Origin of the sequence: Aestuarium sp., assembly GCF_023253315.1 — a bacterium.
In the GTDB taxonomy this organism is placed as follows: domain Bacteria; phylum Pseudomonadota; class Alphaproteobacteria; order Rhodobacterales; family Rhodobacteraceae; genus Marivivens; species Marivivens donghaensis.
This window is the reverse complement of record NZ_JALRGW010000027.1, coordinates 1-22807: the sequence shown is the minus strand read 5'-3', so window position 1 is coordinate 22807 and position 22807 is coordinate 1. Positions and strand designations below refer to the sequence as shown.

Sequence of the window (22807 nt, the reverse complement as noted above, 5' to 3'; positions counted from 1 at the left end):
GCAGACCCCAACAGATGGTCAAGGCGTAGCGGCGCGACGCAACGCCGCCATGACAATTTCAGATGGCAAATTCATCAGTTTTCCTGTCGCCGTCCATAGGATCGAGCAGTCTATCTGACGATCAGGATAGATCTGCGATAGTGCCGCGTGATAGGCCCCCATTTGGCGCAAGACACCTTCGGGGGTTTGCTCGGGCTGTTCGGGCACGATGCGATTTGTTTTGAAATCCACGCAGGTTACGCGATCTTTGGAAATGATCAGCCTGTCGATTGCACCATGAATTCGTCCGCCGAGCTCAGACAATTCAGCGGTGATTTCGACCTCAGCCAGTGTATCGGACGCAAAAACAGGAGCCAAATCAGGATTGCCCAACATCGCGATCACATCATTGAGAAGTTTATCGCGATCCTCGACTAAACCAATGTCCTCATCGCCTGACATAAGCGCCTGACCGATCCGAAGGCGTTCAGATTCGGGGTGGCTCGGCAGATGTTCGAGCAGCATGTGAACCATGCGACCGCGGGCAAGCGCCACTTCTTTATCCCCGTCTATGATTTCCCCTGCGAGCGCTTTTGCGCCGCCCAAATCAGAGGGAGAAATCGTTGAGGCGCGTTGTGGGGGTGCGTCGACGACTGGCAAATCAGGAATAGTGATGGTTGCTTTAGGTTCCTCGGGTTTAGAATTAAGTTCTAAACCACTCCAATCGTGCACAGAATAACGGAGAATATCCATTCCACCGAATCGCACCGTCTCAGCGCCCATATGCTCCATCGCTGAACCAACGATGTCATACCATGCCTCTGTGTTGTCTTTGACATCACCAGCGCCACAAAGAATGAGCCATTTCTCGGCCCGCGTTAGCGCCACATAGAGCAGCCGTCGACGTTCACGGATTTCGGCAGCTTTTGCATCGTCGATAAGTGGCGCGATGGCCTCTGGCGTTTCTTCGCTCAGCGGTCGCCAAATGGGTCCGACCTCAGACTTCAGAATACTACCACGCGCTTTGACGTCCCGCGTCTGGGTTTCTGGCAAAATTACAATCGGCGCTTCGAGGCCTTTGGACCCGTGAACGGTCATCACGCGGATTTCGTCGCTGTCGCCGTCCATCTGCCGCTTTACGGTGACGTTTTCGGCCTCCATCCAGTGCAGGAAACCCGTGAGGCTCGGCACCGTGCCTTGTTCGTAAGAAAGCGCCTGAGACAACAGTGCGTCGATGGCATCTTCAGCCTCGGCCCCCAATTGCCGAACGAGCGCTTTGCGACCGCCATGACGTGTTAGAATGCGTTCGATCAGATCATAGGGCCGCAAAAAGTCAGCGCTGTTCCGCAGATCATGCAGAACGGCGAGCGTTTTTCCGTGCTGTTCGGTTTGGTCGCGCAACGCCTCCCAAAGATACCCTTTACGACCATAGGCGAGGGTAAAGAGGTCCTGCTCTGACCAGCCAAAAAGCGGCGATTTCAGTGCCGCCGCAAGCGACAGGTCATCCTCTGCCAAAGCGACAAAGCGCAGGAGCGCGAGGATATCTTTGACCGCCAACTGATCATTCAGGATCAATCGGTCAGCGCCCGCGATCGGCAGGCTCAAATCCTTACACGCGCGGATGATCTCGTTGAACAAAGTTTTACGCCGCTGGACGAGGATCAGAATGTCACCAGGCCGCACAGGGCGCCGATGATAGGTGCCTGTTTTGCCGTTTTCCGCCGGAATAGTCTCTGTTTCCAGCATCACCTTAATGTTCTGTGCGATGCGTTGAGACAGCTGAACATCGGCCTCTTCATCACTGACGAGGTCATGCGGATCGTGCCAATCGTTCTTTTCTGGCTTCTCGGTTTTCTCCACAAACGGCCAGAGATCGACGCGCCCCGGCATCTCGGACTTAAAGGCGCTGTGGATCACCTCATCGCTGAGACCTTCGGCCAAATCGCCAGTGAACGCGTGGTCCACGAACGACAGGATCGCGTGAGAGGATCGGAACGAAAACTGAAGCTCTGTCGTGATCAGCGGCGTTTCTGTGTTTTCCAGAGCCGCATCGAAATACAGGCGCATGTCGTCGAATTTCTCGGGGTCCGCACCTTGGAACGAATAGATAGACTGCTTTTTATCACCAACCACGAAAATGGTGCGTTGTTGATCGGCACGCGCGCCTTCGCCGGCGGCAAATTCACCCGCTAGTGCCTTAACCACATCCCATTGCGCTGGGCTGGTGTCTTGGGCCTCGTCCACCAGAATGTGGTCAATCCCGCCGTCCAGTTTGAACAGCACCCATTCCGCCACTTCCGACCGTTTCAAAAGGTCACGCGTTTTTAGGATAAGATCGTCGAAATCGAGTAAGCCACGCTGAACCTTGCGGTTCTCATAGGCAGGGATGAATACTCTCGCAAAATCGTAGAGAAGCACGGTGCGGTCGAGCGCAGCACAGGCCTTGAGGTGTTGGAAGGCAGCGGCCGTTCGATCCATCCATGCATGAAGATCGTCGATCACGGGGGCGAAAGCGTCGACCGCTTTTGTGTGATTTGACTGGGGGTAGTTGACCGACTTTGATGTGTTCTTACCCGCGTATAGGAATTCGGAGAACAGGGTCGAAAGAAGGGTGAAATCGGGATTTTTGTAGTCGAGCGACTTCAGCGTCGCTGCGAATTTCTTGTAGGTATCGGTCGTTGAAGCCGCGCATTGAACGATCTCTTCCGCAAGCGCATCTTCGCCTCCGATCAGAGCGATTGAGATCGCGTCAGATGGCTGTGCGCCTGCGGGCAAGCCAAACCCAACCGCCAGATCATCTCGGGTCACATCACGTTGAAAGTCGTCCTTGAACCGCAGCACATCCTTGGCCAGTGCCATCAGCTGATCGTCGGATACGTGCTTGGCCACGGCGTCGATAACATGGGCGTCAGGGCCTTCTGCAATTTGGTCGAGGACTTCGGCGCGCAGTAGCTCTGCCGCGCGATCTTCCATCTCTGCAAACTGCGGAGAGACGGAAGCCTCTAGCGGGAAGCGGCGCAGGATCGACGAACAGAACGAGTGAATTGTCTGGATACGGAGCCCACCCGGAACCTCGATCGCGGTCGCAAACAGACGACGTGCGTCAGCGAGCTCTTCGGTTGTCAGGCCACCTTCGACACCCATATCGAGTAAGTCCTGCCGCAGCTTGTCGTCGGGCATCATGGCCCATTCGCCGAGGCGCTTGAACAGACGGTTCTGCATCTCAGCCGCGGCGGCCTTGGTGTAGGTCAGACACAGAATATGCGAGGGATCGACCTTATCGAGGAGCAGCCGCGCCACGCGGTCCGTCAGAACCCGTGTTTTGCCCGACCCAGCGTTTGCCGAAACCCAAGTCGATGCCCGTGGATTGGCGGCGGCAATTTGGCGAAGTGTTGCGTCGTCCTTCATTTCAGAACCTCCGCTTTGGGGGCTTGGCTCAGGTTCCACTCACCATATCGCGCGAGGTGATCGTAATCGCTGCCATAGGCCGAGGTTTCGGCGGCCATCATCGCCGTGTATCCCCGCGCAGGATCGGTCCAGGCTTTGATCAGGAGTTGGAATTTCGTCCATTCATCATCGACAGACAAATCTTCGATCGCATCTTTGCGCTTCTTCGGGGAGGCATCCGTCAGAATGGGCGCACGCACCGATTTTGCGCCCGCTTTGATTGGGATGAATTCCGCATCCAAGGCCTCTTTGCGGCCAATGTCATTGAACGCGCCCAGCGCAACCATGGCCGCCTCAAGAATAAGCTGTTTGTCAAAGTAGAGCTGCTGTTTCTCACTCGGCGGGGTGCCCGTTTTGTAATCGTAAAGGATGACCCGACCGTCGTCGGTCTTATCAATACGGTCGGCCTTGCCTTTGAGTTTGAAATCGAGGTCGGGCAGTGTGATTTCCCCCCACGCCTCGAGCTTCGCTGGCGCACCGCGTTTTCGACGGTCAACTTCGGTCGAGAGGAACCAATCCGCAGCGCTGTCCATCCGCGCATACCAAAGTCGCCGTGTCGCAGGCCAAGGACATTGCGCCTCTAGTTCGTCTTTGGTGAGTTGCATCAAACGATCACGCGCCGCAGGAGTGGCGGGATCATGGTCCTCGCTGATGAACTTCTGCAGGACGTCGTGGATGATGTTACCGCGCAACGGGGCATCCGCCGTGGGAACCAGAGGGTTCAGCGCATAAAGCCCAAGCACCTTTTTCGCGTAGATTGCATAGGGATCGCGGATCAGCGTTTGGATTTGTGTGACAGATAGCTCTTTGGGCCGAGCCTCGACATGTGGGCAGGGCGATGGGCGGGGCGCAGGAGTGCCGCGTGGTTTGTCGGCCGCGCTGATGGCTTCGGCGGTTTTGATCCACTTCGACCCGCGCTCTCGCATCGCCTTTAGCGCCTCGGGTCCAGACTGATCCGCAAGACCGTCGAGCAGGTTGGTCAATCGGTTCACCCAGCGGGATGGCACGGTCTGGGCTTCCTCGGATCGCGCTGCACGGGTGATCCAGACTTCCTTGGCTGCGATGGCTTGCTGATAGTCATGCGCGGACAGACCAATGCGGCGTTCGGGCAGCAATAGACCCGATTTCAGCCGCATATCCCTGTTCAACCAAGGATCAGGCGTCGGTGTTTCAGGCCACGTGCCATCGTTCATTCCGCCCAAAATCACCAAGTCGGCGCTTTGAACGCGGGCTTCAAGGGTCCCCCAAAACAGGATGTTCGGATGGCTGATGTCGGGGTTGCGGACTTCGGCGCCTGACAAAATCGACCCTACGATCCCGCTATAATCGCGCGCCGACAATGCGCCGCCGTGTTCGGCGTGCAGCGTAAGATCAGCCATCACCGCCTTAGCCTTACGACCGGCAGCCTCGTCCCAGAGCCCACTTTCGCCAGCGAGCGGGCCAGCGGCAAAGGCTTCGGTCAGCACGAGATGCTGCGCTACGTGGTCGGGTAGCGGCAGATCATCGTCAGGCTTTGGCCCGCTATGGATTTGATCGAGCAACCCCGCGATCCATTCGGCCCAGTCTTTCTGAGCGTCCTTTTCTGCCCACCCGCGCAGGTCGGCACCGGTTGGATAGGCTGGACCTTTCTTGCGAATTGAGAGCTCTAGTTCGTTGGTTAGACGGACATGGTCGCCACGGTTCCCGCCCGATGACACTAGCGGATGTTTCAACAGCGCGAGGAGGCTTTCGCCCGTGATTTGATCGACACGCAAACCAGCGACCTGACGCAGCAACCGCCCTGGCGCAGAAAGGTGCAAAGGTTGACCCGCAGAGTCATCTGGAACCACGTTCCAGCGATCCAATGCCGCCGCCACCTGACGGGTGAGCATTCGGTCGGGAGTGATCAGCGCGGCCGTTATCCCTTCGTCCATTGCAGCGCGGAGCCGTAACGCAATCGTTTCGGCCTCTGATCTTGGAGAGGGCGCCTCGACCAAGGTCACGTTCTCCATCGCGCTGGGTAGGTCGCCCAACTCTTTGCCGTCAGTCAGCCATTGATCGGTCACAGGGGCAGGGCGCAGCGATAGCGAAATCACCCGATTACGCGCTGCGCTAAACACTTCGGTCGTGTCCCAAGGCCGTATGTCCGAAATCGAAAGGTCTAGCCGCTCCATCAGCAGTTTAAAGCGGTATTGGGGATGGTCCTCAAACCGTCGTCGGTCGGTCATGGCGTCCCAAATTGGGGGGGGCATGTCATAATCCACACCGGGTAGGATAACCGCGCCTTGGGGCAGGCGTGATACGGCCTCCATCAACATCGCAGTTGCGCCACGCGAGCCTGTCGAACCCGCGATGATGATTGGGTGCGTTGGAGGGTTGTCAGACCAGCGTGCAATGAGGCGTTCGATCACCATCCGTTGGCGGGCTTCGACGTCGGGTGGTTCTTGGGCGAAATCGAAGTACTTAAGAACGATGCCGATGAACTCTTGGGTACGCGCCCAATGGCCCGACCTATCAGTCACGTCGAGGTCTAGCACTGTCTGCGGATCAACGCCTTCGCCATGCATTTCGTCCATCAGTTTGGCGAGGCTATCAGAGAGCGCATAAAGCGCCGAACGCGGCGCCAAATCGGGCTGACTGTCCAACAAAGCGCCGACCAACGGTGCCAATTCCAACCGACGACGCAGGCTCGCAACGGGTGGCGGCACGTCAATTGCGACGGGATCACGGGCGAGATCAGTGACCAAACGCAGTCGTGGCAACAATCCCGCAGGACCATTGTCGAAAACCTCGCGCATTCGGCGCTGCATGCGACGTGTGTTCAGGAAAATCTCAACCTTGGCGACCTCTTCGGGCGGCATCCCACGCAGCCGCTCCGTTACGCCTTTGGTCAGGGAGTCCGCGAAATCCACCCCAGGGGGCAGGCCAAAAATGCGAGGCTTATCGGTTGGCTCAAACATCATCACTTAACATCCCTTCGGCCACCGCGATGCTTTCGGGGCGGCCAACGTCACACCATTTACCATTATATTCGACACTATAGAGCGTGCCTCGGGCAAGCATTCGGTTCCAGAGTTCCCACATCGAAAACTTTTGTTCCTTGACCTCCGACAGATCAGTTGTCCGAATGATCTGGCAGCCCGTATAGATCGCGCCAGCGCCACGGCGAATTCGCCCTGCCTCATCAGTCAAGAAATCACCCTGACCCGAGTGGCCCAGCGCATTGTCTTTGCTGACGAGCAAAAGCAAACCGTCCATGTCATCGCGCCAATGTTGGCGCAGCGTGTCAAAGGGGTTGTCGCCGCGCCAAACCGCATCGGTGTTCATCGTGAAAACTGGCCCATCACCGAGCAACGGCAAGGCATGTTTCAAACCGCCGCCAGTCTCACGCAGAAGGTCAGTTTCGTCCGAGATGTGAACGTCGGCTGGGACGGCATCGCGGATTTGTTCGGCCTTATAATGCACGTTCACTACGCGGGTGAGCCTCTCCGCCAGATCGAGCGCATGAAACAAGAGCGGCTTGCCCGCAACATTCACCATCGGCTTGGGCCTGTCGTTGGTCAGCGGCGCCATTCGGGTGCCAAGGCCAGCAGCAAAGAACAAAGCGGATTTGGGTGTCATATGGTAAGGTCCGGAAGGATCAAATCGGAAAGGTCGCGTAAGTCTGGATGAGCCAGATCGCGTCTTAGGTGGTCGATCACGCGCGGGATCAGCGGCTGATACTTCAGCTTTTTGTCACGCCGCACCAGTCGAGCGAAAATACCGAGGATGCGGAGGTTTCGCTGCACAGCGATCGTTGAAAACGCTGCCATATCGACGTCTTTGGTCAGTGCTTCAACCGTGCGATCAGATACGTCCCGCCTCGCATCGCGCAGTAGCGACACGAGATCATATAAAGGGTGCGCCAAAAATGCGTCCTGAAAATCAAGGAGGCCGACGCGATCTGTGCCTTGATTATCGGGACGCCAAATCAGGTTCTCGGCGTGAAAATCCCGTAGCGACAGGGTGTAGGGGTGCGGGACCAAACGCTCTAACGCGGCCTTCATTGCAACGGCGATTTTCAATCCATCAGCGCTGGGCGCGAACCATTCGGAATAAAGCCCAACCATGTCAGCGCCGACTTCGGGCGTCATCGTTTTCAGACCGGCTGGGGCAGGGGACGCGCCGATTTTTTGGATACAGTCCGCAGCGGCTTGATACAGGGTCAGCTCATCGGCATCACCCGCCGCAATCCAATCGGCAAAGTGACGAGGGCCGAGATCGTCAATGATCGCGAGGCCTGCCATTTCATCGCATTTCAGGATCTCTGGCGGACATAGCCCAATGCCTGCGAGGTGGGTTGCGATGCGCAGAAACGGCGCGAGGTCTTCACCAGTTCTGGGCGGCGCGATCATCAGGATCACGCTGTCACCATCGGGACTGGTGAGTCGTCGATAACTACGTGCAGAGGCATCGCCCGCGACAGGCGTTTGGTGCCAGTTTTGCCAACGAGTCCCGTCGAGAAATGCAGAAACCTCAGACATCGATTGCGCCCAAACGTGTTTGCCAATCAGCAGGGCCAACAAACGTGACATGGTGCGGATCGGCGGCCACAAACCGCAACGTTAGAGCCGATTTTGGCGCAAGATCGGCCAACCGATCCGGCCATTCGATCAGACAAATCGCGGTTTCGAATGCTTCGTCTAGACCAAGCTCGATCGCCTCATCGGGGTGGCTAAGTCGATAGAGGTCACAGTGCCAGATATCGACGTCGTCCTCGTAGGTTTGAACCAATGTAAAGGTTGGCGACGGTACGTCCTCTTCGTAGCCAAGGCGGGCGCGGATAAGGGCACGTGAAAAAGCGGTTTTGCCAGCGCCGATGTCCCCTTCGAGGAGTAATACATCGCCAGCTCGCAAAATCGGTGCGATCCGCTGTGCGAGCGCATCGGTGTCCTCTTCGGACGGTAGCAAAACAGGGCCTTTGGTAAATGTCATACCCCCAAACTAAGGGTTGGTGGTGCACTCGCAAGAGGCAATCAACCCTGTGCCGCCCAAAGTGCGATGACGGCTTCGCGCCCAGACTTGCTATCGCCCGTGTGACGGAACCGAACGAGCGTCGCACCGTTGGGCATAGGGCGGGTGCTGCATTCCAGCAATCGACCATCATTGTGGCGAATGGTATCGCTCCAGACCTGAGAAGATTGGCTAGGGCCACCATCTTCGCGCAGCCTCGTCCAGATCGGTGTTGGGGCAGTGGCATCCTGCCAAATGCGCGATTCATCAAGTAGCGTAGACCCAACAAAGGGCGCAGTTTTTGTGTAGTGCCAAAGCTGATGATAGCTTTGGTTCGACATGACCAAAGTTCCAGCCGCCGAAAAGACCGCGATTGCGTCGTCGAGGCTATCCATGACGGCCTGGCCTGTTTCGATCTGCGCCTCAAATCGCCGAGTGAGAGAGATTTCAGAGGTTACGTCTTCAACGAGAAATGCCAATGCACCGTCAGGATGGGGTCGTCCGACAATTCTGTACACTTGGCCGTTGGGCAGTTCCCAATTCACCGAATACAGGCCTGCTTTGGCTTCCTTCTCGAGCGAGACAATCTGATCGCGCCATGATCGCTTATCTGCTGCAACATGGATGTTCTTTTGGTCCCGAAGCTTGTCAAAAAAGGTGTGCAGTTTGGGCCGAACAGCTAGGAAATCGGCAGGGATTTCGGTCAGATCGTGAAGGGCGGGGTTAAACACGATCAATTCGCGGTCGCTGTTGAAAATGGCCAAACCCACGGACAATTGGGCAAAGGTTTTGACCAAGGTTTGCACGTAGCTTCGCTGGGTTTCTTCGGCTTTCGCCACCCTAGTAACATCGACGGCAAAGTGGATCGTTTCGGCGTTGCGATGTGCCTTGGTGACTTCAAACCATTTTGGCGGCCGACCAGTGCCCAGATCAATGCTGTGACGTGTTGGGATAAGGTCGTCTTGGGCGTCGAGGTTAGAAAACAACTTCGCAGGTGGCCATGGTGGGATATCTGTTTCTGCACAGCCGGCCACCTGCGCGGCGAGGTCGAGGTAGTTGCGGTTGGCCCAAGTGATTGTCCCAGTGTCATCCTGTTTCCAGATCAATTGGGGCGCGCTTTCTGCCATTCCCCGCAGGGTATGAAGCTCGTCCTCAATCGAAGTGAGTGTCGCGATATCGACGGCAGTTCGGCGTCGATATCCTTCTTGATATGTGACGCGGATGATCCCGTCACATAGTTCGACCTCTAGTCGTAAATCTGGGTCTGAGGGGGATGTCAGCACCTTTGACCCACCTGATTGGATCGACAACATTGTTGTCCTGAGTTGCGGAAAATTCGACGCAAAGAAACCGAGGAAGCGATCCCAATCCGTTTTCTCTGTTGCCCTTCGGCGCAAGAGGGCACGTGCCGACGGTGTCGCGTCAATTAACTGCGTTTCGTCAAAGAGAAACACGATCTCATCTTCGGCTTCGCGGATCATGGCGCGCGCACTTTGGTTTTTCTGATCCAAGAACCGCGCCAGAACGGCAACGATCATTCCCGCCGCCGCGACAGAGATGAGGCAGAGCCCCAAAAGATACATGCCCGACATCGGTCGAATCCCTTGTTAGCAACAAAGGAACTTTTGCGGATCAGGGTTAATTGCGCGTTAATCGCCAAAGGGCAGGTTTTCTCCCAAACCGCCAGCGCGGTCGCCCTTGGACGGGTCGATCTGGTCACGGTTCCATGTGACGGCGACCAAGGCCCCACCGAGCGACCCGCCATTTGCAAAATCGAGCCGCGCGCCTGACCGTTCCAGCAGCGTTTTCGCTATAAACAGGCCCAAGCCCATGCCTTCGTAACCTGGGCGGCTTGTGTCCTCGCGTCGCCGCATGAACGGATCACCGATGCGGGCGAGAATGGCTGACGGATAGCCTGGTCCATCGTCGGAAATGCGCACACTGACGGATTTGTCGGTCCATGTGCTTTCGATCAGGACCTTATCAGACGAGAAATCGACCGCATTTTGAACAAGGTTGCGAAGTCCATGCACAATCTCTGGCCGACGTTCGATGATCGGTTGGCGTGCAGGCATTTCTGTTTCGTCAGAGATCACGAACTCCAACCGTTTGCCGCGCATCAGGTGGGGCTCAGCGGCTTCTCGCAAAAGACCCTCCAATGGAACGCGGCGCATGTGCAGGTCGTCTTTGCCTGCGCGGCCCATCGACCGAAGGATCGCAGTGCAGCGATTGGCTTGTTCGCCGATCAGTCGCACATCGTCGGCGAGGTCTGGATCATCGCCTAGTTCATCCAACAACTCACCGCTGACCAACTTAATCGTGGCGAGAGGCGTTCCCAATTCATGCGCGGCAGCAGCGACAACACCACCCAAATCGGTGAGCTTTTGTTCACGAGCGAGCGCCATTTGCGTAGCCAGTAGCGCGTCGGACATTTCGTGGATCTCAGAGGTGATCAGACGCGCATAAGCGCCAAGGAAAACAACGCCAATCACAAGCGCGACCCAGAATCCGAACCGAAAGAGGTCTGGCATCTGCAATACGTCACCTGCCATTGAGCGCAGCGGTATATGCCACGCGGCGAGGGCGGTCAGAATGAGGATCGTGATGATCCCGAGGATCGCCGTATCGCGGAGCCGCAAGAAAGTTGCTGCGATGGTAACAGGCGCCAAAACCAGCAGGGCAAACGGGTTGTTTAAACCGCCCGTGAGATACAACAGCAGACACAACTGCAGCAAATCGAAGAGAAGCATCAGCATCGCTTCGAGTTCGGACAGACGCTTGGTTTCGGGATACAGGAAGGTCGAAAATAAGTTAGCGATGATCGACGCACCGATTGCCATCGCTGCTAGGCCAACTTCGATATCAAGCCCCAATGTCCGAACTGAAACGATCAGTGCCGTGATCTGGCCTAAAATGGCGATCCAACGCAAAATGACCAAGGTCCTGAGGCGAACCCAGCTGCTTCTCTCGCGATCGTGATGTTTAATTTGCCGGTCAGGGATCATTTTCGTCCAATCTGCGTCATGCTGAACTATTGTTATTTGGACCCGCAGCGGCAATCAATGCGCGACCAAAGGAGAGTTCGATGGAAAAGAAAATTGCACTAGCCGCCGTATCGGTTGCAGCGTTGTTCATTGGTGGCACCCTTGCCGTGGTGAAATTGAACGCGCCCGATCAGGATTTCGCCCAATGTGGTGCGACTGCAGTCGCTGGCAGTTCTGTCGGCGGTCCGTTTGAGCTGGTGAATAAGGACGGTGTGACAGTCACCGATGCTGACGTTATCACAGGTCCGACCGTTTTGTATTTTGGCTACACCTTCTGCCCAGATGTTTGCCCGCTCGATAACATGCGCAATTCTCAGGCTGTTCAGATCCTTGATGAAAAAGGGATTTCTGTCACGCCAGTCTTTATTTCCATCGACCCAGAGCGGGATACCCCAGAGCGCGTGGGCGAATTTGCCTATAACTTCCACGACCGTATGATTGGCCTCACAGGGACGCCAGAACAGACCGATGCAGCCTCCAAAGCCTATCGGACCTATTACCAGAAAGAGGCGAATGGTGATCCTGAGTATTACCTCGTGGATCACTCTGTTCAGTCCTATTTCAACATCCCGGGCTATGGCGTGATCGACGTTTTCGGTCACAACGACACTCCTGAAAATGTGGCGCAAAGGATGGAGTGCTTGATCGAAATGGTCGGTGCGAATTGACCTTGGGGGCTCTGCCCGCTACCTGTTGAGAGCGCGACATATGAGGCGGACCTAATGGATAACGAACCCATTGATCTGGGCGAAGACAGAACGCTGCTCTTGGTGGATGATGACGAACCGTTTTTGAAACGGCTCGCAAAGGCTATGGAGAAGCGTGGGTTTTCTGTAGAAACCGCTGGCTCTGTTGTTGCTGGTAAGGCAATCGCCACCGCCCGACCGAGCGCTTATGCGGTCGTCGATCTACGGCTCGAAGATGGGAACGGTCTGGACGTTGTTGAAACGCTCCGCGAGCGCCGCCCAGACAGCCGTATTGTTGTTCTGACAGGATACGGCGCGATTGCGACGGCTGTGGCTGCAGTGAAAATCGGCGCAACGGATTATCTGTCAAAGCCAGCTGACGCCAACGACATCGTTAACGCTTTGCTGCAAAAAGGCGACGAACTGCCGCCACCGCCTGAAAATCCAATGAGCGCGGACCGCGTGCGTTGGGAGCATATCCAGCGTGTCTACGAACTGTGTGATCGCAACGTGTCGGAAACGGCGCGTCGTCTGAACATGCACCGTCGGACGCTTCAGCGTATTCTGGCAAAGCGCAGCCCGAAGTAAGGTCTACATTTCAGCAAGCAAGGCCGCGTGACGCGCGGTGAAGTCTTTGCGAACCTCGACGGGAGGTCGCAAACGAATGCCGAGTTTCGCAACAAGCTGTTTGTCGAGTTTCCCAAAGAGCTTGTCAGCTTCGCTAGCGGAGAACCCCGCGATCTGGGTTGCCTCTAGCCAAGCGCTCACCTTGTCTGCTTCCTTAATCCGCTTCTTGATCTCAGCGGGCAATTTTGCAGGAAGACCAAAGCGAATGTGAATAGCCGCAGTCAGCCTTTCGTCCAATTCGCCATAGTTCGGCCCGACCGCTGCTTTAACTGGGCTGATCATGTCGCCAATCACGTATTCAGGCGCGTCGTGGAGCAAGGCCGCGAGCTTCCACTTGGCCGCAATACCTGGGTTGTCACGACTGAAAATCTCTTCGACGAGAAGCGAATGTTCAGCGACGGAATAAGCGTAGTCCCCGATCGTTTGTCCGTTCCAACGCGCGACAAATGCCAGCCCATGCGCGATGTCTTCGACCTCGATATCCATAGGTGTCGGGTCCAAAAGATCGAGTCTGCGACCCGATAACATTCGTTGCCAAGCGCGGGTTTGTTTTGCGGCCATTATTTTTCCGTCCGTCGAAGTTGTCGGGATAGGTCTACAGTGCTATCTGACCCGCAACAATTGTATTGGAAAGGGCCTGGTGCCATGGATTACGTCGTTAAGGACATCTCACTTGCAGCATTTGGCCGCAAAGAATTGAACATTGCTGAAACCGAAATGCCGGGCTTGATGGCTTGCCGCGCTGAGTTCGGTGAATCAAAGCCGCTCAAGGGTGCGCGCATCGTTGGTTCTCTCCACATGACTATCCAAACCGCTGTGCTAATCGAGACGCTGGTCGCGTTGGGCGCAGACGTTCGTTGGGCATCGTGCAACATCTTCTCGACCCAAGACCACGCCGCTGCGGCGATCGCTGAGGCTGGCATTCCGGTCTTTGCGGTTAAGGGTCAAACCCTTGAAGAACATTGGGATTATCTCGACAAATCCTTCATGTTCCCCGAAGGCGCGAACATGATCCTAGACGATGGTGGCGACGCGACCCTTTACGTTTTGCTGGGTGCTCGCGCCGAAGCTGGCGAAGATATCATTCCAGTACCCCAGTCCGAAGAAGAGGCCGTTATCAAGGCGCAGATCCAGAAGCGCATGAAGGCAAGCCCGGGTTGGTTCACCAAGACCAAAGAGGCGATCCAAGGCGTATCGGAAGAGACCACCACCGGTGTTCACCGCCTCTACGACCTGCACAAAAAAGGCCAGCTTCCGTTCCCTGCGATCAACGTGAACGATTCTGTGACCAAGTCGAAGTTCGACAACAAATATGGCTGTAAAGAATCGCTCGTTGACGGCATCCGCCGCGCAACTGACGTGATGATGGCTGGTAAAGTGGCTGTTGTTTGCGGCTACGGCGACGTTGGCAAAGGTTCGGCTGCATCTCTCGCTGGCGCTGGCGCTCGTGTGAAAGTGACCGAAGCCGACCCGATCTGCGCCCTTCAGGCTGCGATGGACGGCTTTGAGGTTGTGCTGCTCGAAGACGTCGTGTCTTCGGCTGACATCTTCATCACCACCACTGGCAACAAAGACGTGATCCGCATCGAGCACATGCGCGAAATGAAGAACATGGCGATCGTTGGCAACATCGGCCACTTCGACAATGAAATTCAGGTCGCTAGCCTGCGGAACCACAAGTGGACCAACATTAAAGATCAGGTCGACATGATCGAGATGCCGTCTGGCAACAAGATCATCCTTCTTTCCGAAGGCCGTCTGCTGAACCTCGGTAACGCAACGGGTCACCCGTCGTTCGTGATGTCCGCATCCTTCACCAACCAAGTTCTGGCTCAGATTGAGCTATGGACCAAAGGTGACGAATACCAGCCGGGCGTTTACATCCTGCCGAAACATCTGGACGAGAAAGTTGCGCGTCTTCACCTCGACCGCATTGGCGTGAAACTGACGACCCTCTCGAAAGAGCAGGCAGATTACATCGGCGTCACCGTCGAAGGCCCGTTCAAGCCAGAGCATTACCGCTACTAATCATCGGTAGATTTGCGAATTCGACCGCCGTCCCAATGGGGCGGCGGTTTTCGTTTGCGGCTATGGTGGTGTCAGAGTGCAACACAAAACATGCGATTTTTCGCAGGCATTGCGATTTAAGGGCGGATTTTGCTTTACCGTTACACGGCAGCGGGCATAGGCTTTGCTCATCCTAGGGCTGTATTTATTAATTTGGCCCGCGTGCAAAACAAACGAGGGGGCACCAGAATGGGTAAACGGGACGAATTGATCGCCAAATATGCCGACGATCTTAAGAACAAATGTGGCATGACACCGGATATGGACCTGCTGAAAAAGGTTACCATCGGCTGCGGTCCGTCGATTTACGACGCTGACGCAAGCACCGTTGCGGCCTCGCAAGAGTCCGAGCTGGACACCGTAAAAAAGAACTTCCTTATCAAAAAGCTTGGCCTGAAAGACGGCCCAGAGCTGGGCGAAGGTCTGAATGCTGTGATCGAAACCTACGGCAAGTCGGAGCGCAACAAATACCGCGCCGTTGTTTACTACATGCTGGTAAAGCACTTCGGCAAAGAAGCTGTTTACGGTTAATCCTTAGGGATTGATGAAAATGCGAAGGGCTTTTCCTTTGAGGAGAAGCCCTTTTTGAGTGTATGGGTTAGACAACCAGCCAGAACGGCAGACCTTTTCCAGCGTGTGGGAGCGCGGGTGAGAGAGGGGTCTAGCCTTCGTTGTGTGGCTGGACCCCAATCCCGTTTAAATGCCGCCCATCGTGCAGATCAATTGCCATTCGGCCTCTGTCACGGGCTGGACAGAGAGACGAGAGTTTTTAACCAGCACCATGTCCGCCAAGGCTGCCGTTGCCTTGATCTGGTCTAACGTCACTGGGCGCGGGAATGGAGTGACCGCTTTCACGTCAACGCAATCCCATTTGGGATCGTCGGTGGTGCTGTCAGGGTGTGATGTGGCGCAGACCTCTAGGATACCGACAATCTCTAACCCTTGGCGCGAATGGTAAAAGAACCCTTTGTCGCCAATCGCCATGGCCCGCATGTTGTTGCGGGCTTGGTAGTTTCGAACGCCGTTCCATTCTTCACCCGCGTCGCCTTTGGCAACGAGGTGGTCCCAGCCGAAAACATCTGGTTCAGACTTGAACAGCCAATAGGCCATTAGCCGATCACCTTTTTCCACTCTTCGATGCGGACTTTTTCGAACAGTCCAGCTTTGGCGTAGGGATCGTTGTCGGCCCAAGCCTGCGCCGCGGCGAAGTCAGCCACGTCGAGGATGATCATCGACCCGTGCATCTCGCCCGCTTGGTTCAGGAACGGGCCGGCCATTTCGACCACGCCAGTTTCCTTGATGTAGGCAAGGTGCGCCTCGCGGTTGTTAAGACGAACTTGGAGCGCGCCGTCTTTGTCTTTGGTGATGATTGCAAAACGCATTTTATTCCTCCTTGAGTGGGCGCGACAACAGCCCTTGAATAGCATCCGCGATGCTCGATTTCCCATCAAGCAACCCAGATAACATGGTGACGATTGGCATTTCTATGCCCTTTTCACGAGCGAGTTTTGCCACAGCGTGCGTGGTTGCGACGCCTTCGACGGTGACCGTCGGATCGAACCCTTCCATGCGTCCAAGAGCTAGGCCGTAGCGATAGTTGCGGGACTGTTCGGATGTGCAGGTCAGGACCAGATCCCCAAAGCCTGACAGCCCCATCAGGGTGTCGGATTGGCCACCCATCGCGATGGAAAGACGCATCATTTCCGCCATACCGCGCGTCATGAGGGCCGCGCGGGCGCTGTCCCCCATGCCTTCACCGATGCATGCGCCACAGGCAATCGCCATCACGTTTTTCATCGATCCACCTAGTTCGGCGCCGATCACATCTGTTGTACGATAGAGCCGCAATGTTTTGGTCGAAAGGTCGGCTTGAAGCTGCGTGCCGACGCCGTCATCGGCGCAGGCCAAGGTCAGCGCTGTTGGCAACCCCTTTGCAATGTCCGCGGCAAAGCTCGGTCCAGTCAGGATCGCGGCGGTTGAGGTTGGGATCAGTTCAGAGATCGACGATGCAGTGCCTTTGAGCGTGGTCAGATCGATCCCTTTGGCGCAGGACACGATGGTTTTGCCAGCGAGGCGATCCGCGTGGGTCGTTAGAAACGTCCCGATCTGCTGAGCAGGAACGGCTAGTAAGATCGTGTTGGCCTGAAAAACAGTCTCTAAATCGGCGGAAACGTCGATACTTTCTGGCAAGATCACATTGGGCAGGCGGGGGGTCGCGCGGGACGAACGCATGGCTTCTACCATCTCAGCGTCGCGCGCCCACAGGTTGACGGGTGCTTTTTTGCCCAAGGCAACGGCCAGTGCTGTGCCGAATGCGCCTGCGCCTGCTACTGCGATCGTCATGCCTTCGCTCCCTTTTTGCCAGAGCCTAAAAGGGCGGGGGCACGGTCGTCTAGTGGCCATCTTGGGCGGGCCTTAAACGTCATATCGTCGCTCTGACCTGCGAGCAGTCGAACACCGCCTGCATAGGCGATCATGGCTGCGTTATCGGTGCAGAGGTTCAATGGAGGCGCGACAAAATCAGTCTCTAATTCAGCACAAAGCGCCATGAGAGCGGCCCTGATTGGCCCGTTCGCAGCGACACCACCTGCAATCGCAAAAACGCGTTTTTCAGGCTGAAGCTCGAAATATTCCATCAACGCGCGACGAGTTTTCTCGAACAAAATATCGGAAACCGCCAGTTGGAACGCTGCAGCAAGATCGGAACGGTCTTTTTCCGTTAACCCGCCTTTTTCCGTAACTACCGCATCTCGTGCGCGCAGAAGTGCGGTCTTGAGCCCCGAGAACGACATATCGCAGCCAGCACGATCTAATAGCGGGCGCGGAAGGGTAAACGCCTTTGCATCGCCAGACAGCGCCGCGCGTTCCACATGAGGACCGCCCGGTTGTGGCAGCCCCAACAGACGAGCCGTTTTGTCGAACGCTTCCCCCGGTGCATCGTCGATCGTTCCACCGATCCGACGGAAGGTTTCAGGCCCTTCTGCAATCAGGAACTGGCAATGCCCACCCGAGACCAGCAGCATCAAATAGGAAAATGTCACCGCATCCGTCAGGCGCGGGGTCAGTGCGTGACCCGCAAGGTGGTTTACACTGACAATCGGCAGACCAGTCGCCGTCGCGATGCCTTTTGCGCACATCACGCCAGAGAGAACGCCCCCGATCAGCCCAGGCCCAGAGGTAACAGCGATCCCGTCGATGTTGCCAAACGTCATACCCGCTTCGGCCAAGGCCTCTTCGACGCAAATATCAACGCGCTCCGCATGGGCGCGGGCCGCAATTTCAGGCACCACGCCGCCAAAGTCCGCATGCAGGTCGTTTTGACCCTTCACAACCGACGCGAGGACGGTCGCGGTATCATCCAAACGCACGACCGCGGCCGCTGTGTCGTCGCAGCTGCTTTCGATGCCAAGTATGGTCAGGGCTTTTGTCATGTGGTCCTGTTGGTTAGGTGTTAATGGCAGGTATCACTCTGCACGCGCCTGAACAATGCCGGAGCCGCTATGACCATTCTTGTTCTCACTCGCCCCCAACCCGACTCTGAGCGGTTTTTAGCTGCGGTCGAGGCGGAGTTTGGCCCTGTGAAGGCGGTTATTTCCCCTGTGATAGAGGCGGTTTCGCTACCCGTTGATCTGCCGTCCTATGATGAGGTTATCCTAACTTCGGCGAACGGGGTGGCAGAGGCGAAACGGCTGGGTGTCAGAGCTGGAACGCGGGCGTGGTGCGTTGGTCAAAGAACGGCAAAACTCGCGTCTGATGCCGGATTTGAGCCTATTTCTGCCGATGGAAACGCGGACGACTTGGTTGAACTGATCCTGTCCCAGCCCACAGCAACGCTCTGCCATATTCGTGGGGTCCACTCGCGGGGTCAGGTCGCTGCACGGCTCATTGCGCAGGGGCGCGTATGTAAAGAGGCGATAGCCTACGATCAGCGCGATATCCCCCCCACAGAGGCTGCGCTTCAGGCTCTCGCAGGAACTGATCCAATCGTTCTGCCGTTATTTTCACCGCGTAGCGCATTGCTGATTCCAGCGGTTCAACAGGCCCCTGTGCATGTCATTGCCATGAGCAGTGCTGTTGCGGCTGAGGTGGCCGACCTCGGCGTGGATACAGTGACCATCGCTGAAAACCCCAATTTTGAGGCCATGCTTGCGGCGACCTGTCGCCGTCTGGACGGCCTTTTGCGGCGTGGTCGTGCTTGAGGCGCGACGCGGCAGGGCATAGGTTGGATTTGAATTTTAATGGGTTGCGAGGATTCGTCAGTGTCAGAGGAAGAAAAGCCGAAAGTCGAACCAGAAGTTGAAGCCACGAGTGGTGAGAAACTTAATGACGACGAGCAGGCGACTGAACAAACCGATGACATCGAAGATGCCGAAGTCGTCGAGGACGACGCGCCAGAAGAACTGACCGAAGAGCCGTCGGACGAAGATCAACCCATCGCCTTAGAAGAAAAACCTGAAACGCCAGCTGTTGCCGCGCAGCCCGAAAAACCCCGCAAGGGTGGATTTTTTGGCGTCGTGCTTGGTGGTTTGATCGCTGGTGGCATCGGCTATGGTGCGGCGTGGTATACTCTGCCAAAAGTTGATCCTGCTGCGATTGATGCCCAGTCGACAGAGATCGCTGAGTTGCGAAAATCAATTGAAACCCTGCAGGCTTTCGACCCCGAAGCGATGATCGATAGCACGGTCGGTGCTCGTACGGATGCTGTGCAGCGCGATTTGGCCGCTTCGATTGCAGAGATCGCAGCTAAACTGGACGCGATCGATACGCGGATTGCGGCTGTTGAGGCTCTGCCTTTGGGTGGTGATGACACTGTGGCGTCGATTACTCAGTCGGTTCAGGCTCAGTCTGATGCGCTACGTGCGGAGTTGGCGGACCAAGAGGCGCGGATCCAATCGATTGCCTCCGCAACGGCGGATCAGTTGCAACAAGCCCGCGACGCCGCCGCCGCAGACGAGGCCGCCGCTGCCGAGGCTGAAAAAGCAGCGATGCAGCGTGTCGCAATTGCGCGTGTTCAGACCGCGCTAGAGGCAGGCACTCCATTCGCGGACGCGCTCCCTGATCTTGAGGCGGTTTTGGGCACCGCTATTCCCGCTGGCCTTTCGGCCCCCGCCGCTGAGGGCGTCGCGACCTTGGTCACGCTACAGGATGAATTCCCCGCCGCCGCCCGTGCCGCGCTTGATGCGGCGCGCCGTGCTGGTGTCGCAGGTGAAGCTGGCGGCACTGTTGGTGGTTTCATGAGCAACTTGTTCAATGTGCGGTCGGTTGCACCGCGCGAAGGCACCGACGTTGATGCAATCCTGTCCCGTTCTGAGGCTGCCGTTCGTGAAGGGCGTGTTGCGGATGCGATTGCGGAACTTGACGGCCTTCCCGAACAGGCTGCAGCGCAAACTGCTGCATGGCGCGAACTGGCAGAGACGCGGCTCGCCGCTTTTGCCGCGCTTGATGACCTAGTTGTAACGATGAACCAGTGAGGCCCCGATGATGCTTTGGTCCCTAATTAAGATCCTTGCCTTCGTGTTGGGCGTAACTGCACTGACCTACGGTGCGATGGAATTGTCCCAAATTCAGGGCGAGGTGCTGATTACCTTCGCGGGTTTAGAAATGCGGCTCGGCCCGCTTGAACTGGCTTTCGCTCTCGTCGGCATGGTCGTTCTCACTTGGGTCATGTTCAAGCTGTTTGGCATGTTGGTGGCGTTTCTCAAGTTCCTGAATGGTGATGAAACCGCCGTCTCGCGCTATTTTACCCGCAACCGTGTAGAACGTGGGTATCAAGCTCTAACAGAAGGCATGATGGCTGTTGCCTCTGGCGAGGGACACCTTGCGTTGGCCAAAGCCGCTAAGGCTGAAAAGCTGCTCGATAAGCCTGAACTGACGACCCTCTTGATTGCCCAAGCCGCAGAGGTCGCGGGTGATCAGAAGAAGGCGGAAGCCGCTTACAAGCTCCTCCTGACAGAAGACCGTACACGATTTGTCGGTATCAGAGGTCTGATGCAGCAGAAACTTGCAGCGGGTGATACTGAAACAGCGCTGAAGCTTGCGCAGAAAGCCTTCGAACTGAAGCCCAAGCATGAAGCCACTCAGGACACTCTCCTGAAACTTCAGGCCGATAGCGGTGATTGGACGGGCGCACGTGCGACTTTGGCTGCTAAGGCGAAGTCTGGTGGCTTACCCAAAGATGTGCTCCGTCGTCGCGATGCGGTCTTGGCCCTGTCCGAGGCCAAAGACCTGATCAGCGAAGACTCGTCGATCGATGTTCAAGAGGCTGCAATTGCCGCCAACAAACAGTCGCCCGACCTGATCCCCGCAGCGGTCATGGCCGCGCGCGCGCACATCGCCAAAGGCAAACCCAAGCTCGCTGCGCGTGTTTTGACAAAGGCTTGGACTGCGAAACCGCATCCTGATCTCGCCGCTGCTTTCGCCGAGATTGAGCCAAACGAAACACCCGCCCAGCGCCTGAAACGCTTTAACGCGCTGACCAAAGTGAACCCGACCGATCCCGAAACCCAAATGCTCTTGGCCGAGTTGCAGATCGCAGCCGAGGATTTCCCCGCGGCCCGTCGCGCGCTGGGCACCCTACCCGAAGATGCGCCAACCGCACGCGTCCTGACGCTCATGGCGGCGATTGAACGCGGGTCTGGGTCTGAGGATCAAGTGGTTCGCGGTTGGCTGACCAAAGCACTTGTGGCACCACGCGGTCCGCAATGGATCTGCGACAAATGTCAGAGCATTCATGCCGAGTGGGAACCCGTCTGCCAAAGCTGCGGATCGTTCGACACCCTTTCGTGGAAAGCACCCGCCAAGGCCGAAGTTGCAATGCCTGCTGGCACTGAGATGCTACCGCTCATCGTGGGGGCCGCTCCGTCGCCTGACGAGGAAGATGAAATCGAAGCTGAGGATATTTCCTCAGCCGAGGTTCAAAAATAACACTTTTCGGGGCGGCACAGCAGTGCTAATAGCCGCCCCAGCGCCGCTGTAGCTCAGCTGGTAGAGCACGTCATTCGTAATGATGGGGTCGGGGGTTCGAGTCCCTTCAGCGGCACCAGTTTTCCCCAGATTTTCTGATAGTTATCAATGTAATCTGGGGTTTACTGTTTTTGCGGGACCAGTTTCGGGACCGCTTTTAGGACCACTTTGTCAGTTTTGGGACCGCTTTCGTCAGGTTTGGACGGTCGATTCTTCTTGCCTTGGGGCATGGTGGGCGGAAGAGTAACGACCATGGAAGAGACAGTGGCCCCCAGATTACCCCGGTATGTATTCAAGCGCGCAAATGGGACGTTCCGGTACAAGCGGAATGTGCCACTGGAGCTGAGAACGGTCATTCCAAAGGCAACGGTTTACAGGCAGCTGGGACGAACCTATCAGGAGGCGATGCTGGCGCTTCCGAAAGTCCATGCTGAGATCGAGGCCCTGTTCGATCGAGAGCGGGGGACCAGTGACGAGGACAGAGCCCGGGCCATTGTGAGGGAACGCCTCGGTGAACGTCATGAGGCGATGTTCATTGAGGGCGTGGTGGATCCGGAATGGGATGTGTTTGATGACTTCCTTGGCTTCCATCCGCTTGCGGATGTCAGCCTCTGCCTCGTCCGGGTTCTGGTAGCGCTTCTGGATCTCGAAGGCGACTTCGTTGGCACCGCCGTGCTTGGGACCGCGCAGCGCGCCGATCGCGCCGGTGATGCACGAATGCATGTCCGACCCGGTGCCGGCGATCACGCGGCTGGTGAAGGTCGAGGCGTTGAACTCATGCTCGGCATAGAGGATCAGCGAGGTGTGCATCGCCTGCACCCAGCTCTCGGACGGCTTCTCGCCGTGAAGCAGGTGGAGGAAGTGGCCGCCGATCGATTCATCGTCGGTCTCGACCTCGATCTCCACGCCGTTGTTCGACAGGTGATACCAATAGAGCAGCATCGAGCCGAGGCTGGCCATCAGCCGGTCGGCGATGTCGCGCGCGCCCGGTGCGTTGTGATCGTCCTTCTCCGGCAGCGCGCA

Annotated in this window: 20 protein-coding genes and 1 tRNA gene; 8 read left to right on the top strand and 13 right to left on the bottom strand. The window is 56.7% G+C overall.

Going from position 1 to position 22807, the window contains the following annotated elements; genetic code table 11:
- Positions 1–18 precede the first annotated feature (18 nt).
- The 7 genes from addA to regB are packed head-to-tail and all read right to left on the bottom strand — an operon-like array spanning position 19 to position 11402.
- A complete protein-coding gene (addA, locus tag AC1QQ2_RS12090) occupies positions 19–3387 on the bottom strand; it encodes a double-strand break repair helicase AddA (protein WP_479713324.1) in 3369 nt (1122 codons plus the stop codon).
- On the bottom strand, positions 3384–6368 hold the full coding sequence (gene addB / locus AC1QQ2_RS12085) for a double-strand break repair protein AddB (protein WP_479713323.1): 2985 nt from the start codon (positions 6366–6368) through the stop codon (positions 3384–3386). Before addB ends, addA begins: the two co-directional genes overlap by 4 nt.
- Positions 6358–7026, bottom strand: a complete 669-nt coding sequence (locus AC1QQ2_RS12080; RefSeq protein WP_479713322.1) for a nucleotidyltransferase family protein — start codon at positions 7024–7026, stop codon at positions 6358–6360. Before AC1QQ2_RS12080 ends, addB begins: the two co-directional genes overlap by 11 nt.
- Positions 7023–7979: an aminoglycoside phosphotransferase family protein gene (locus tag AC1QQ2_RS12075; protein ID WP_479713321.1), complete on the bottom strand. Its 957-nt coding sequence runs from the start codon at positions 7977–7979 to the stop codon at positions 7023–7025. The genes AC1QQ2_RS12080 and AC1QQ2_RS12075 overlap by 4 nt, the downstream gene beginning before the upstream one ends.
- Positions 7921–8379 carry a tRNA (adenosine(37)-N6)-threonylcarbamoyltransferase complex ATPase subunit type 1 TsaE gene (gene tsaE, locus AC1QQ2_RS12070; protein WP_479713320.1) on the bottom strand — a complete coding sequence of 153 codons (459 nt, stop codon included), beginning with the start codon at positions 8377–8379 and terminating at the stop codon, positions 7921–7923. The genes AC1QQ2_RS12075 and tsaE overlap by 59 nt, the downstream gene beginning before the upstream one ends.
- A gap of 41 nt (positions 8380–8420) precedes the next feature.
- The gene (locus AC1QQ2_RS12065) at positions 8421–9989 is read right to left on the bottom strand and encodes a PAS-domain containing protein (RefSeq protein ID WP_479713319.1); all 1569 of its coding nucleotides are present in this window, start codon (positions 9987–9989) and stop codon (positions 8421–8423) included.
- Positions 9990–10046: 57 nt separating this feature from the next.
- On the bottom strand, positions 10047–11402 hold the full coding sequence (regB, locus tag AC1QQ2_RS12060; RefSeq protein ID WP_479713318.1) for a sensor histidine kinase RegB: 1356 nt from the start codon (positions 11400–11402) through the stop codon (positions 10047–10049).
- A gap of 80 nt (positions 11403–11482) precedes the next feature.
- On the opposite strand from regB, the gene AC1QQ2_RS12055 reads away from it, so the two are divergent.
- Together AC1QQ2_RS12055 and AC1QQ2_RS12050 are read left to right on the top strand one after the other, a co-directional pair.
- Positions 11483–12109: an SCO family protein gene (locus tag AC1QQ2_RS12055; protein WP_105236207.1), complete on the top strand. Its 627-nt coding sequence runs from the start codon at positions 11483–11485 to the stop codon at positions 12107–12109.
- Between the two features lie 54 nt (positions 12110–12163).
- The gene (locus AC1QQ2_RS12050; protein ID WP_067552343.1) at positions 12164–12715 is read left to right on the top strand and encodes an ActR/PrrA/RegA family redox response regulator transcription factor; all 552 of its coding nucleotides are present in this window, start codon (positions 12164–12166) and stop codon (positions 12713–12715) included.
- A 3-nt stretch (positions 12716–12718) separates the two neighbouring features.
- Here AC1QQ2_RS12050 and AC1QQ2_RS12045 read toward each other — a convergent pair whose 3' ends face one another.
- The gene (locus AC1QQ2_RS12045; protein WP_479713317.1) at positions 12719–13315 is read right to left on the bottom strand and encodes an HD domain-containing protein; all 597 of its coding nucleotides are present in this window, start codon (positions 13313–13315) and stop codon (positions 12719–12721) included.
- An 84-nt stretch (positions 13316–13399) separates the two neighbouring features.
- Between AC1QQ2_RS12045 and ahcY the strand changes: the two genes are divergently transcribed.
- Together ahcY and AC1QQ2_RS12035 are read left to right on the top strand one after the other, a co-directional pair.
- Positions 13400–14782, top strand: coding sequence for an adenosylhomocysteinase (gene ahcY / locus AC1QQ2_RS12040; RefSeq protein WP_067552336.1), 1383 nt, complete (start codon positions 13400–13402; stop codon positions 14780–14782).
- 228 nt (positions 14783–15010) lie between these two features.
- Positions 15011–15352 carry a DUF2853 family protein gene (locus tag AC1QQ2_RS12035; RefSeq protein WP_105236209.1) on the top strand — a complete coding sequence of 114 codons (342 nt, stop codon included), beginning with the start codon at positions 15011–15013 and terminating at the stop codon, positions 15350–15352.
- 165 nt (positions 15353–15517) lie between these two features.
- Here the strand turns inward: AC1QQ2_RS12035 and AC1QQ2_RS12030 are convergent, their stop codons facing one another.
- The 4 genes from AC1QQ2_RS12030 to tsaD are packed head-to-tail and all read right to left on the bottom strand — an operon-like array spanning position 15518 to position 18252.
- Positions 15518–15931, bottom strand: a complete 414-nt coding sequence (locus tag AC1QQ2_RS12030; protein WP_479713316.1) for an EVE domain-containing protein — start codon at positions 15929–15931, stop codon at positions 15518–15520.
- The gene (locus AC1QQ2_RS12025) at positions 15931–16203 is read right to left on the bottom strand and encodes a YciI family protein (protein ID WP_105236211.1); all 273 of its coding nucleotides are present in this window, start codon (positions 16201–16203) and stop codon (positions 15931–15933) included. The genes AC1QQ2_RS12030 and AC1QQ2_RS12025 overlap by 1 nt, the downstream gene beginning before the upstream one ends.
- A 1-nt stretch (position 16204) precedes the next feature.
- The gene (locus tag AC1QQ2_RS12020; protein ID WP_479713315.1) at positions 16205–17164 is read right to left on the bottom strand and encodes an NAD(P)H-dependent glycerol-3-phosphate dehydrogenase; all 960 of its coding nucleotides are present in this window, start codon (positions 17162–17164) and stop codon (positions 16205–16207) included.
- The gene (gene tsaD / locus AC1QQ2_RS12015; protein ID WP_479713314.1) at positions 17161–18252 is read right to left on the bottom strand and encodes a tRNA (adenosine(37)-N6)-threonylcarbamoyltransferase complex transferase subunit TsaD; all 1092 of its coding nucleotides are present in this window, start codon (positions 18250–18252) and stop codon (positions 17161–17163) included. Before tsaD ends, AC1QQ2_RS12020 begins: the two co-directional genes overlap by 4 nt.
- A gap of 69 nt (positions 18253–18321) precedes the next feature.
- Between tsaD and AC1QQ2_RS12010 the strand changes: the two genes are divergently transcribed.
- The 4 genes from AC1QQ2_RS12010 (at position 18322) to AC1QQ2_RS11995 (ending at position 21863) form a co-directional block, all read left to right on the top strand.
- On the top strand, positions 18322–19020 hold the full coding sequence (locus AC1QQ2_RS12010) for a uroporphyrinogen-III synthase (protein ID WP_479713313.1): 699 nt from the start codon (positions 18322–18324) through the stop codon (positions 19018–19020).
- Positions 19021–19080: 60 nt separating this feature from the next.
- Positions 19081–20292: a COG4223 family protein gene (locus AC1QQ2_RS12005; protein WP_479713312.1), complete on the top strand. Its 1212-nt coding sequence runs from the start codon at positions 19081–19083 to the stop codon at positions 20290–20292.
- A 10-nt stretch (positions 20293–20302) separates the two neighbouring features.
- Positions 20303–21745 carry a heme biosynthesis HemY N-terminal domain-containing protein gene (locus AC1QQ2_RS12000; protein WP_479713334.1) on the top strand — a complete coding sequence of 481 codons (1443 nt, stop codon included), beginning with the start codon at positions 20303–20305 and terminating at the stop codon, positions 21743–21745.
- A gap of 42 nt (positions 21746–21787) precedes the next feature.
- Positions 21788–21863: transfer RNA gene (locus AC1QQ2_RS11995), tRNA-Thr, on the top strand.
- A 197-nt stretch (positions 21864–22060) separates the two neighbouring features.
- Here the strand turns inward: AC1QQ2_RS11995 and AC1QQ2_RS11990 are convergent.
- The coding region (locus AC1QQ2_RS11990; RefSeq protein WP_479713311.1) for a citrate/2-methylcitrate synthase at positions 22061–22807 on the bottom strand (747 nt) is incomplete at its 5' end.

What these genes read in the sequence shown, in the direction of transcription:
- addA (WP_479713324.1), bottom strand. Translation starts at nt 3,387, where the DNA reads ATGAAGGACGACGCAACACTTCGCCAAATTGCCGCCGCCAATCCACGG.
- addB (WP_479713323.1), bottom strand. Translation starts at nt 6,368, where the DNA reads ATGATGTTTGAGCCAACCGATAAGCCTCGCATTTTTGGCCTGCCCCCT.
- AC1QQ2_RS12080 (WP_479713322.1), bottom strand. Translation starts at nt 7,026, where the DNA reads ATGACACCCAAATCCGCTTTGTTCTTTGCTGCTGGCCTTGGCACCCGA.
- AC1QQ2_RS12075 (WP_479713321.1), bottom strand. Translation starts at nt 7,979, where the DNA reads ATGTCACGTTTGTTGGCCCTGCTGATTGGCAAACACGTTTGGGCGCAA.
- tsaE (WP_479713320.1), bottom strand. Translation starts at nt 8,379, where the DNA reads ATGACATTTACCAAAGGCCCTGTTTTGCTACCGTCCGAAGAGGACACC.
- AC1QQ2_RS12065 (WP_479713319.1), bottom strand. Translation starts at nt 9,989, where the DNA reads ATGTCGGGCATGTATCTTTTGGGGCTCTGCCTCATCTCTGTCGCGGCG.
- regB (WP_479713318.1), bottom strand. Translation starts at nt 11,402, where the DNA reads ATGATCCCTGACCGGCAAATTAAACATCACGATCGCGAGAGAAGCAGC.
- AC1QQ2_RS12055 (WP_105236207.1), top strand. Translation starts at nt 11,483, where the DNA reads ATGGAAAAGAAAATTGCACTAGCCGCCGTATCGGTTGCAGCGTTGTTC.
- AC1QQ2_RS12050 (WP_067552343.1), top strand. Translation starts at nt 12,164, where the DNA reads ATGGATAACGAACCCATTGATCTGGGCGAAGACAGAACGCTGCTCTTG.
- AC1QQ2_RS12045 (WP_479713317.1), bottom strand. Translation starts at nt 13,315, where the DNA reads ATGGCCGCAAAACAAACCCGCGCTTGGCAACGAATGTTATCGGGTCGC.
- ahcY (WP_067552336.1), top strand. Translation starts at nt 13,400, where the DNA reads ATGGATTACGTCGTTAAGGACATCTCACTTGCAGCATTTGGCCGCAAA.
- AC1QQ2_RS12035 (WP_105236209.1), top strand. Translation starts at nt 15,011, where the DNA reads ATGGGTAAACGGGACGAATTGATCGCCAAATATGCCGACGATCTTAAG.
- AC1QQ2_RS12030 (WP_479713316.1), bottom strand. Translation starts at nt 15,931, where the DNA reads ATGGCCTATTGGCTGTTCAAGTCTGAACCAGATGTTTTCGGCTGGGAC.
- AC1QQ2_RS12025 (WP_105236211.1), bottom strand. Translation starts at nt 16,203, where the DNA reads ATGCGTTTTGCAATCATCACCAAAGACAAAGACGGCGCGCTCCAAGTT.
- AC1QQ2_RS12020 (WP_479713315.1), bottom strand. Translation starts at nt 17,164, where the DNA reads ATGACGATCGCAGTAGCAGGCGCAGGCGCATTCGGCACAGCACTGGCC.
- tsaD (WP_479713314.1), bottom strand. Translation starts at nt 18,252, where the DNA reads ATGACAAAAGCCCTGACCATACTTGGCATCGAAAGCAGCTGCGACGAC.
- AC1QQ2_RS12010 (WP_479713313.1), top strand. Translation starts at nt 18,322, where the DNA reads ATGACCATTCTTGTTCTCACTCGCCCCCAACCCGACTCTGAGCGGTTT.
- AC1QQ2_RS12000 (WP_479713334.1), top strand. Translation starts at nt 20,303, where the DNA reads ATGCTTTGGTCCCTAATTAAGATCCTTGCCTTCGTGTTGGGCGTAACT.